The sequence below is a fragment of the Ekhidna algicida genome (genome assembly GCF_051379705.1).
GTDB lineage: Bacteria > Bacteroidota > Bacteroidia > Cytophagales > Cyclobacteriaceae > Ekhidna.
Genome location: NZ_CP179868.1, coordinates 2,019,755 through 2,031,216, shown reverse-complemented (window position 1 = coordinate 2,031,216; position 11,462 = coordinate 2,019,755). Strand labels below are relative to the sequence as shown.

Sequence of the window (11,462 nt, the reverse complement as noted above, 5' to 3'; positions counted from 1 at the left end):
TCACCCCTTTTTTATTGTCCCAGCTAAATAAGGGATTGGATTCGACATTGAGAATATGTATTTACCTCTTAAGTTTTAGTGCCTATACCTACGAGATTTTGGTGTGAGTTTCTGTCTGACTGTCAAAAAAAGGAAGAATGTGGTGAAAGTGGTCAGGCCAAAAGGCTAAATTATTTTTTTCAAGCGGAAACTAACTTTTTCCTTGATGCCATCCCGGTAGACTTTCAACCTAATGAGCTTTCCATCTCGTGACTGAAGAATTTCATAAATGTCAGAAAGTGAGTGATACTTTAGGCTCTTACCATTGACTGAATGAATGATGTCGCCCTTTTGGATATCCGCCTGATATGCGGGTCCATCTTTTTGAATATTGACCACCTTTAATGTATCCAGATTCTCTCCAACAGCATTGAGAGTCATGCCGCTCATGTCATACTCAAAGGATTCTCGATATCGATGCCCTTCGGTCAAATAGACTTTCTCGTTTCTATAATCGAAAGTCACGTTGAATCTATTCAATAGCTCGCCACCAAATGTGCCTATTCTGGCTCCTCGCTTTATGACCTTGTTGTAAGCACCATCGAACGGCGCAGACACCAGCATCTGATCGAAATCAAAATCGTTAATCTTCACAAGATCTATTCGGCCTAGATAGCCGGGAATATCACCTGCAATCCCTCTTCCTAGTCTCGTTTCAATCGTTTTTTCCGGTAGGGAAATTCCATTTAGATAATTGTAATCTATGAGTGCGGCATGGCTGGCTCCAGTGTCCACCATGATATCCAATGAAGCGGTCTGGTTTCCTTGTCTAATGATAGCATTCATAAATGGCTTAGAGCCTCGTATTTCCAAAGGAAGCGCTACCTGTTTTTTGTGTGGCCGATATCTTTTCGGATCGTGAAGAGTCAGGATATTATCATCGTAGTTTATTTCTACCACAAAGCGAGAAAATATATCGTATCCGATAATGCCATGAACATTTTCGCCAATATTTTCTGAAAGCTTTAAATAATCCTCCTTAAGAACCAGCACATTCATGTTTTGACCGATGACCCCACCGGGCAATCCAAACGTAACCTGATTGGCAATCAGAGCTTCAACAGAATCGATGAGCCCCGGACCATCTATGGTAATTTCACGTATGTAATTGAGCTCCATAATGTCAGCATACAGCTTTTCGGTCAGTATGGCGTTTTCTACACCGGTATCCAGAATAAATTTCAGCGTAAGAAACCGGTTAATGGTTACTGGAATTACAATCAGATTATTGTGCTGTTCAAATGGAATTTCAATTTTCCTTGTTTTTGCGGGCATTTTAAACCCAAATTCCTTTTGGCCTGATGCAGTTGAGCAAAGGCAGGTATTAATAACCAAAATAAAAGTTATCAGACTTATTATCGGATTTCTCATTGGAAAGTCTCTTATGTAATGAATTACACTCATCTAACAACCTGGATAAAATCCAACCCTTATTTGAACAATAAAAATTAGTCAAACAGATCTTTAATGTCGCTTTGCGAAAGGCTTTTTACGAAACTTTCTTCTACCGATATTAAATCTGAAGCTAATTGCTGCTTGTGCTGCTGTAGTTTTATGATCTTTTCTTCTATAGTGTCTCTACTTACAAATTTGTAAGCAAACACTTTTTTGGTCTGACCAATTCTGTGAGCTCTATCAATTGCCTGAGCTTCTACAGCAGGATTCCACCACGGATCGAGCAAAAAGACATAATCTGCCTTGGTCAGGTTAAGACCTGTACCTCCAGCCTTCAATGAAATAAGGAAGACTGACACTTCCGGGTCATTTTGGAAACGTTCGACTTGATGTTGTCGGTCCCTTGTTGAGCCGTCGAGGTAAGCAAAAGGCAATTTTTGATCATCAAGGTAGTCAGAGACTATTTTCAAATGTTTTACGAACTGGCTGAAAATAAGCACTTTATGACCTTTCGAGATAGAGTCTTCTAACATATACTTCACTGCTTCCAGTTTTCCTGAACTTGCCTCATACTCCGGCTCCACCATTTTTGGGTGGTTAGCTATTTGCCTCAGCTGAGTCAAGCCTTGCAGTAAAATCATGTGAGATTTACTTACACCGTCTGTCTCAATCACATCCAAGATTTTACTCCTGAAGGCGTTCTTTTCCTTCTCATAAACCTCTCTCTGCTCATCAGACATATCACAGTACCGAATATTGATCACTTTTTCAGGAAGGTCATCTGCAACCTGGCTTTTCTCCCTTCTTAGCAAGAATGGTTTGATCAGCGCATTGAGCTTGCGAGTCTTATGTTCATCTTTTTGCTTCTCAATAGGTTTTAGATATGCTTTTTTGAAATACGCCTCATTGCCGAGCAGCCCAGGATTGAGAAAACTCATTTGTGACCAAAGGTCTAGCGTGCTATTTTCGATAGGTGTACCAGTTAAGATCAGTTTCCTTCTGGATTTGAGTTCACGCACCTTTTTTGAAATAAGCGAATCCGGGTTTTTTATTGCTTGGGACTCATCTAAAATGATGTAGTTAAAGTAAAACTCAGCAAGGATTTCAGAATCAACCCGCGTAGTACCATAACTTGTAATGACTACATCATATTTCGAAAATTTCGAATGATCCTTTACCCGATTGATTCCTGTATAGTTCAGAATTTTTAGCTCCGGAGTAAACTTTTTTGCTTCCATCTCCCAGTTGTAAAGTAGAGATGTTGGCATTACTAGGAGACTGGCGCTTCCTGGGTTTTCATTCTTTTGATGTTGTAAGAGAGCAAGTGCCTGAATGGTTTTTCCTAAACCCATATCATCTGCAAGGCACCCACCAAAGTTGTAGTCTTCCAGGAACCTCAGCCAATTATATCCGGCCAGCTGGTATGGTCTCAAGTCTCCTCTAAAAGAAGGCGGAACTTGATAGTCTTCCATTTTTTCAAATGAAAGCAGCTTTTCCAGCTTGCGATCCATGGTAACTTTGGCCAAGTCTCCTTCCTTAAGCTCCTGTACCAGAGAAACGTGTATTTTGTTTAATGTAATGCCGTCTTCAGTTTGAGACGAGAATGCAAACAGGTCTTTGTACCGAGTAATCCAGGATTCTGGGATCACACCGATTTCACCATTCGGAAGCATCACTTCCGTTTTTCCTTTCAGGATGCACTTTCGAATCTCTTCGAAAGGAACCTCAAAATCTCCAAATCTGATCTTTGCTTTGAGATCAAACCAATCTACGCCTTCACTCACTTCCAAATCAATAGTAGACTCACCGACAAAGAATTTTTTCCCTTGTTGGTTTTGCTTGATTATGAAATCCTCAAGCAAGTCACTATTGCGCCCAATCCAATCAAAGGCCAGAGTTTTGGGGAGCGTAACTCGTGAATTTCTAAGTTGCAGTCCATTTGTTGCTAGTTGTTGAATGATGCCTTTCTCACCTTCGTGATCTCTGCTGATACGATGGAAGGTATATGTGTCGTCTTCCTTTTCCATTGAGACACTCACTTTGCTGAGCTTGTCCGCATTGAAATTATGCTTGCCATAATCAAAAGACAGCTCCAGTAGCAACTTGTCATTTTCAGCCACCGGCGCATTGCCTCCATCATCAAAGAGTGTGGTGGCTCGGCTGGTTTGCAACTCGCTGACAGTAATCTTTGGTGTGGGTTTTGGTTTATGAGTGACTATCTCAAATCCTTTGGCATATACGTCGAACTCCGAAATCAGCGGACCGACAAATTTCTTGTAGTATGTTTCCTCAATATCCTTTGGTATGAGAATAAATTTCTTTTTGAGAAATGGCTTTAATTTCCCGCCATTCACGGGTTTTTGAAAAGTGAAAAGCTGATCATTGGCTACCAGCCAGGCTGGCTCCTTGCACAATAGGTAGCTATCATTATTTATGAATTCAACCTTTTCGCCTTTGAGTTTTATCGTTGGGAAATAGTGGGTATTATCCTCATTTTTCCTGAAATGGAATAAAACGGTGGCTTTTTCATCTACCACTTCAATCTCTTTCCAGGCTGGCTCTCCGTCCTTCCCCATTTCGAATAGCCGCTTTCCGTGAATCAATGCGAGAATTTGAGATCTTCTTCTTTCAATATAAGCTTCAATTTCTCCCTGTAGCACTTTGTCACCAGTTTGCTTATCGAAGGTCTTCAGAAAAAATTCCTCGGGTTTTTGCTTCTTCTTTTGAAAGTGATGAGCTACTTGATCTTGCTGAATCTGATCCATGTGCTTAATGATTTTGAAATCATTCTCATCCAGACCGGCGCTAAATTCCTCTGCATTTTTTGAAGAGATATTTTGGTGTGAATAACTAAGCTCTCCTTTGTCATTCAGCTGCACCACAAATGATTCAATAAGATATCCTAGATACTCATGCTCGTAAAGTGAGTAGATTAGTTGAAATGGCTGGTCTGGTGAAACTTTCACGGATTTTTGAAATCAGATAAACTTCGAAAATAGTAAAAATATGACAGCCGATCGGTAAGAAATGTGAAGAGTTTATGGTCTTATTGTAAAGTATGTGTCGAAAATGATTTTCCCGCTTTAATTGCTGGTTTAATCGACGCTAGGAGGGTAATGACAATAATGGCTATAATGGTGAATAGTACATCGCTGAATGCAATTTCAACTGGATAACTGTTAACTATTGCAGAGTTCATCCCCATGCCTACAAGTCCAAAGTGTTCTTGAAGTAGACTTAAACCGACACCCAACACCAGGCCAATGGATGCTCCGCTAAATGCTACAATGCAGCCTTCATATAAAAAAATGTTGCGAATTACTTGAGCAGATGCCCCTTGAGCAACTAAGACTGAGATGTCTTTTTTCTTTTCAATGACCAACATAGTGAGCGAAAAGAAAATATTTATGGAAGCGATACCAATGATCGCGACTAGGATCAGGAAGACAAACAGTTTTTCAACTTTCAATACTTTATACAAATCACTATGCAATTCCTCTCCCAGGCGCACTTGAAAAGTTGATCCCAAAGCAGATTGAATTGCTTGTTTCGCAAAGGCGGCATCTGCATCTGGTTTCAGGTAAACATCAAATGCCGAGAGCCTGTTGCCATAGCTGAGCAACTCTCTGGCGAACTCTACAGGCACAAATACATAATTATCGTCATAGTACTTTTCGATGGCGAAAATTCCACCTGGTATGATGTTCAGGAGATTGTACATGCGAGCTGGGTTGACAATCCCGGGACCAATATCTTTAGGATAGTACATCTGCAACGTATAGAAATCATTTTTCAGGCTAAGAGACAAATCGTATTGGACGCCACGCCCTATGAGTGCATAGCCTATGCTATCTCTCACCAGCGGAAACTGACCGGAAACCATCACATTGCGAATGCCGCTAAACTCGTCAAAATCCCTGCTTACACCTTTCATTTTCACCAGTCTTTGAGCTTCCTTGTACTGCACTAATACATTATCCTCAATGACCTCAGAAATACCCAATACACCATCGACCTGACGGATTTCATGAACATAAGCAGAGTCAAATTCGAAAGATTTGCCTGTGACCGGAGTAATAACAATGTCTGGATCGAAGTGTCCATACATAGATCTGAGTAGTCCTTCCAAGCCATTAAAAACCGAAAGTGCAATGATCAGACACATTGTACCTATCGCTACTACCAGCATAGATATGATGGAGATAACGTTTATGAAATTTTTCTTCTTTCCGGACAGAAAGTATTTACGCGCTATGAAGAAAGGAAAATTCATTCTTCCTCTGGGGGAATATCCAGCTTATTAATCAGCTTATCGATTTTTGAAGCCTTCTCTTCGGTATCATCATGAAAAAAGGCCAACTCTGGGATGATGCGAACCTGGCTGCCAATTTTTTTACCTAGCTTCAATCGGATCTCGCTCTTTATTGCATTCAAATGTTCAAATACTTCATTCGCCTTATTGATTGGGAAAATACTAAGATGAACACGCGCTAAGCCTAAGTCCGGAGACACAGAAACACCTGTAATGGTGCCTAATGAGGATCCAAAATAGTGTGTTGGGTCACGCTGAAATATTCCAGCCAGGTCTTTTTGCAATTGCTTTCCGTATTTTATCTGCCGCTTACTTTCCATATCTGCAAATATCCGAAGATAATCCGTAAGGGGTTTGACCAAATATTCTAATTTCGAGTTTATCTGAAATATCCCTCGTAATCAACATCAATTGTTAAGATTCTTTAGAATAAACGATCCATATAGGCTAGCCATCACATTTATTTTGATGGTGATTATCCGTATTACCCAAAGTTTTTTCATCAATGAGACATCTTATTATGAACTGAAATGGCTTTTACTGGGAGAATGGTTGAATCAGGGGTTTATGATGTATAGCCAGACTTTTGATTATACAGGCCCGATTGCCGTTTTCGTTTACAAATACTTAACGCTCATTTTTGGAAGAAGTGCATTTGTCCATTATGGTTTTAGCTCTTTGGTTATCATTTTTCAGGCCGGAATTTTCAATCAACTGCTGTTGAAGAACAAGGCTTATGATGAGAATAGCTATTTGCCTGCATTCTTGTATATGATCCTAATGGTCTCCGTACCGGATTTTATGACACTATCGCCGCAATTGATGAGCCTGACCTTCATCTTACTTGCACTTAGAAACGTGCTCAGAAGAATCGACAACCAGGTTACAGATGAGCTTTTCTTAAACTCTGGTATTTTCATTGGCTTGGCGACTATGATTTACCTACCATCCATGGTGTTTTTCTTAGTCTTCCTTTTTGCTTTAATTCTTTTCTCAACAGCAGCGACAAGGAGATTAATGCTGTATCTGTTCAGTTTCTTATTGGCATTTTCCATGTGTGCGCTTTACTTCTATTGGCGTGGAGATTTACAATTGTTTGTTGATCGTTACCTGGTGCAGAATTTGTTGATGCAAAGTAGCTCTGCTCTTTCCCTTGCTGAAGTTTTAATGGTCACAGCCGGCTTCTTATTCATATTTCTACTTTCGGTGATTAAAACCTTCGGATCGTCTCGACTCACCAATTTCCAGCAAAAGATACAACAGGTAATTTGGCTGATGTTTTTTGGAGGAATTGCCACATTCTTTTTGTCAAACGAAAAGGCACTTCTTGAACTTGCTTTTATCATTCCAATAATTGCCTATTTCTGGACTCATTACTTCATTTTGATACGGAGAAGGATTTTTCAGCTGGTTATGCCAGGAGTATTGATTTTTGGTATTTTAATCTATTCTGGATACGTGTATAATCATTTTACAAAGCCACTGGAGGTTGAGGATATGGAGGAGGTAGTTGAAGGCACAATGATTCTGGGAAGCAACCTGAATTATTATCAGAATAGCAAAATCAATTCGCCATGCTTTAATCAACATTTGACCGTGCGCGCTTTCGACGGTTTGAATTTTTACGGGTCGGCAGGAGCGCTTTTCAAACTTTTTCAAAAGGCCGATCCAGTCATAGTAATAGATGAAATTGGAGTAATGCCCCTATTGATGGAAAGATTTCCCAAAATCAAATCAGATTATCGGCAAGTAGGGGGCAATCGATATGAGCGAATTAGCAATTGATTTTATTCACTCTTCTTTCATGACGACCACCTTCAAATGCGGTCTCTACGAAAGTATCAACAAGACCTTCAGCATATTCATAGGCTAAAAATCTTGCTGCTAGACAAATAATGTTGGCATTATTGTGCTGCCTGGCAAGTGCTGCGAGCTCGGTATTCCAGCAAAGTGCTGCTCGTACATTTTCATGCTTGTTGGCTGTCATGGCTACCCCATTGCCGCTACCACAAATTAATATTCCAAGATCGCAATCTTCTGAAGCGATTGCAGAGGCTAATGGATGTACATGATCAGGATAATCTACCGAATCATCTGTGCTTGGACCGAAATCTTCAATATCATGACCTTTATTTTCAAGGTGCTGAATAAGTCGCTCCTTGTACTGAAATCCGGCGTGATCGCCACCTATTGCTATTTTCATGGACTATTTGTTTTGTCGTGCTTCTCTTCGTTCGATTCGCTTGGCTATCACAATACTCATTTGATACAGCATCATCAATGGCAAAGCGATTAAAATCTGACTAAATGGATCCGGCGGAGTAAACACCGCACCCAAAACTAAAATTACAATGATTGCATGTTTTCGGTACGCTTTCATCAAAGATGAACTTACAATACCAGCCTTGGTAAGAAAATAGACGATAACAGGAAGCTGGAATAATACACCGCATCCGAATACAATCATCGTAACAGTGCTTATGTAAGAGGATAAATCAAACAAATTTTGAAGCGACGGATCTACTTGATAAGTTGAGAAAAAACGTACAGAAATGGGTGCAATGAGGAAATAACCGAAAAGTACTCCTAATGTGAAAAGCACGGTTACCGAAAAGGTAGCTCCGCGTGATGCTTTTCGTTCCTGTGGACGCAAGCCAGGTCTAATGAAGCGCCATATTTCCCAAAAAAGATAAGGAAACCCGACGATGAGACCGGCAAAAAATGAGACCGAGACGTGTGTCATAAACTGACTACTCATCTTTCTGCTGACCAATTCAAAGGATAATGTATCGATGCAGAGCGCAGGAGTCCCTATCAGATCAGCAAGTTCGCACAGCTTTTGATAGGTCCAAAAGTCGGTCCTTGATGGGCCAAGAATCACAGTGCCAATCACAAAGTCCTTGGCGATAAAAGCAGCTATTGCAAATACGACTATAGCAATCAGAGAGCGGATGATGTGCCATCTAAGCTCTTCCAGATGATCCAAAAAGGACATCTCTTTTTCATCCGATATCTGATCTAATGGCATTTGATTTATCCCTTAAATAATGGGAATCCAGACATCCAGCTATTTACCTCAGATTTCACTTCTGAGATCTTGCTTTCATCATCTTTATTGGTAATTACCGAATCGATAAGGTCAACAATCTTGATCATATCTTCTTCTACCAGTCCGCGGGTGGTAATGGCAGGAGTGCCGATTCGCATACCTGAGGTAACAAAAGGACTCTTATCATCGAACGGCACCATGTTTTTGTTTACAGTGATATCAGCCTTGATAAGTGAATTTTCTGCATCCTTTCCAGTAATATCTTTCGTTCGAAGGTCGATCAACATGAGGTGATTATCAGTACCACCTGAGATTACATCGTATCCTTTATTTACGAATGCGTCAGCCATGACAGCAGCATTTTTCTTTACCTGTACAAGGTAGTTCAGGTAGTTGTCTGATAGTGCCTCACCAAAAGCGACAGCTTTAGCTGCAATAATGTGTTCTAGCGGGCCACCCTGAGTACCTGGAAAAACACCTGAATCAAGTAGCGAACTTAGCTTTCTGATAACACCTTTTGGTGTTGTCAATCCCCAAGGGTTTTCAATATCATCTCTGACCAGAATCATTCCACCCCTAGGTCCCCTCAGGGTTTTATGGGTAGTGGTAGTCACAATGTGGCAAAATTCAAGAGGATCATTCAAAAATCCGCGAGCAATTAGCCCGGATGGATGTGATACATCTGCCAACAGTATAGCACCAACTTCATCTGCAATCGAGCGGAATCGTTCATAATCCCAATCTCTGCTGTAAGCAGAAGCTCCGCAAATGATCATTTTTGGATTTTTCTCTCTTGCTACTTTTTCCAGTTGATCGTAATCGATAAGACCGCTCTCTTTGTCAACACCATAGAAATTTGGCCTGTAGAGTTTGCCTGAGAAATTCACACCGGATCCATGTGTTAAGTGACCTCCATGAGAAAGGTCAAAGCCGAGAATCTCATCGCCGGCATTAAGACAAGCAAGCATAACTGCGGCGTTTGCCTGTGCGCCCGAATGTGGCTGAACATTAGCCCAAGAAGCACCAAAAAGTTCTTTCGCTCGCTCTCTTGCAAGATCTTCAATTTCATCTACTACTTCACATCCTCCATAGTATCTTTTACCGGGGAGACCTTCAGCATATTTGTTTGTAAGCACACTGCCTGCAGCTTCCTGAACTTGTGGTGACACAATATTCTCTGAGGCTATCAACTCTATGCCTTCTATTTGTCTCTTTTCTTCAGCCTTGATTAGGTCAAAAACTTTCTGATCTTTTTGCATGCTGTAAAATTATATGAGACAGTTTATATCTTCGCCTTAATCCTCATCTAAAATGGCTAAAACTAAAACCGTCTTCTATTGTCAGTCATGTGGTTCAGAATCTGCAAAATGGGTTGGTAAATGCCCTTCATGTGGTGAGTGGAACACATATGTTGAAGAGGTTGTCTCAAAATCCTCTTCAGCTATGGTAGATTTTTCGGTTGAAAAAAGCCGACCGATAAACATTAAGGAGACTGGGGAGGCGGAAAGCAAAGCTCGATTGAAGACAGGAATTGAAGAATTGGATCGAGTTTTAGGCGGTGGAATAGTAGGTGGATCGCTTGTACTGGTAGGCGGAGAGCCCGGGATAGGAAAATCCACAATCATGCTTCAAATGGCAATCAGATTGCCGCAGAAAACACTATATGTTTCTGGTGAGGAGAGTGCCGAACAAATAAAGATGAGAGCCGAACGAATCGGAACCACAGCTGATCATTGCTTTTTGTATGCTGAAACCAGTTTATCGCAAGTAATCAAGCAGGCGGAAAGCATGGCACCAGACATTCTTATTATCGACTCAATTCAAACCTTACACTCAGATCGTATTGAGGCAGCTATCGGATCTATTTCGCAGGTGAAAGAGTGTACTGGTCAGCTCATGAAGTTTGCCAAACAAAAAGGGATACCTGTATTTCTGGTTGGTCATGTAAATAAAGAAGGAGCCATAGCCGGACCCAAAGTTTTGGAGCACATGGTAGACACAGTCCTTCAGTTTGAGGGCGACAGGCACTTATCCTATCGAATACTGCGCACAATCAAAAATAGATTTGGATCTACCTCTGAGCTTGGTATGTTTGAAATGAATGCTGATGGGTTGAGAGAAGTGACCAATCCATCTGAAATACTGATTTCACCTCGAGATCCCGGGCTGAGCGGAATTGCTCTTGGAGCAACATTGGAAGGAAACAGACCACTTATTCTAGAGTCGCAGGCACTCGTAAGCCCGACAAGTTATGGCAATCCACAACGAAGTACTACTGGCTATGACTATAAAAGATTGACCATGCTATTAGCAGTAATGGAAAAGCGCCTGGGTATTCGGTTGAGCACGCAAGATGTTTTTCTCAATATTGCCGGAGGCTTGAAAGTACAAGATACCGCACTCGATTTGGCAATTTGCTCTGCTATTTTTTCATCTTTCGAAGATGCACCTATTGGAGAAGATGTGTGCTTTGCAGCCGAGGTAGGTTTGGGTGGAGAAATACGACCGGTAAATCGAATTGAGAATCGAATAAATGAGGCTGAAAAATTAGGTTTCAGTGAAATCTATATTTCAAAACACAACTTGAAAGCCAAAGACTTAGGCCAATTCAAGATTAAGGTTCATTCCTTTTCAAAATTGAGTGATGCGTTTCGGCAACTATTCTAA

9 protein-coding genes are annotated in these 11,462 nt (G+C 40.9%); 2 read left to right on the top strand and 7 right to left on the bottom strand.

What is annotated here, in order from left to right; translation table 11 throughout:
• Positions 1 to 165: 165 nt before the first annotated feature.
• The 4 genes from ACL8WY_RS08820 to ACL8WY_RS08805 form a co-directional block, all read right to left on the bottom strand.
• A complete protein-coding gene (locus tag ACL8WY_RS08820) occupies positions 166 to 1,443 on the bottom strand; it encodes a PDZ domain-containing protein (protein ID WP_436514336.1) in 1,278 nt (425 codons plus the stop codon).
• 44 nt (positions 1,444 to 1,487) lie between these two features.
• Entirely contained in the window at positions 1,488 to 4,400 is a 2,913-nt protein-coding gene (locus ACL8WY_RS08815; RefSeq protein ID WP_436514335.1) for a DEAD/DEAH box helicase, read from the bottom strand.
• An 80-nt stretch (positions 4,401 to 4,480) separates the two neighbouring features.
• On the bottom strand, positions 4,481 to 5,707 hold the full coding sequence (locus ACL8WY_RS08810) for an ABC transporter permease (RefSeq protein WP_436514334.1): 1,227 nt from the start codon (positions 5,705 to 5,707) through the stop codon (positions 4,481 to 4,483).
• Positions 5,704 to 6,066, bottom strand: coding sequence for a ribosome-binding factor A (locus tag ACL8WY_RS08805; RefSeq protein WP_436514333.1), 363 nt, complete (start codon positions 6,064 to 6,066; stop codon positions 5,704 to 5,706). Before ACL8WY_RS08805 ends, ACL8WY_RS08810 begins: the two co-directional genes overlap by 4 nt.
• A 91-nt stretch (positions 6,067 to 6,157) precedes the next feature.
• Here ACL8WY_RS08805 and ACL8WY_RS08800 point away from each other — a divergent pair, with 91 nt between their 5' ends.
• A complete protein-coding gene (locus ACL8WY_RS08800) occupies positions 6,158 to 7,531 on the top strand; it encodes a hypothetical protein (RefSeq protein ID WP_436514332.1) in 1,374 nt (457 codons plus the stop codon).
• On the opposite strand, the gene rpiB is transcribed toward ACL8WY_RS08800, so the two are convergent.
• From rpiB to glyA, 3 genes are read right to left on the bottom strand one after another with little or no spacing between them, the layout of a single operon-like run.
• Positions 7,521 to 7,949: a ribose 5-phosphate isomerase B gene (gene rpiB, locus ACL8WY_RS08795; RefSeq protein ID WP_436514331.1), complete on the bottom strand. Its 429-nt coding sequence runs from the start codon at positions 7,947 to 7,949 to the stop codon at positions 7,521 to 7,523. The two genes, ACL8WY_RS08800 and rpiB, sit on opposite strands and share 11 nt — an antisense overlap.
• A 3-nt stretch (positions 7,950 to 7,952) precedes the next feature.
• The gene (gene tatC, locus ACL8WY_RS08790; RefSeq protein ID WP_436514330.1) at positions 7,953 to 8,774 is read right to left on the bottom strand and encodes a twin-arginine translocase subunit TatC; all 822 of its coding nucleotides are present in this window, start codon (positions 8,772 to 8,774) and stop codon (positions 7,953 to 7,955) included.
• A gap of 5 nt (positions 8,775 to 8,779) precedes the next feature.
• Entirely contained in the window at positions 8,780 to 10,054 is a 1,275-nt protein-coding gene (gene glyA / locus ACL8WY_RS08785) for a serine hydroxymethyltransferase (protein ID WP_436514329.1), read from the bottom strand.
• Positions 10,055 to 10,106: 52 nt separating this feature from the next.
• On the opposite strand from glyA, the gene radA reads away from it, so the two are divergent.
• Positions 10,107 to 11,462, top strand: a complete 1,356-nt coding sequence (gene radA, locus ACL8WY_RS08780) for a DNA repair protein RadA (RefSeq protein WP_436514328.1) — start codon at positions 10,107 to 10,109, stop codon at positions 11,460 to 11,462.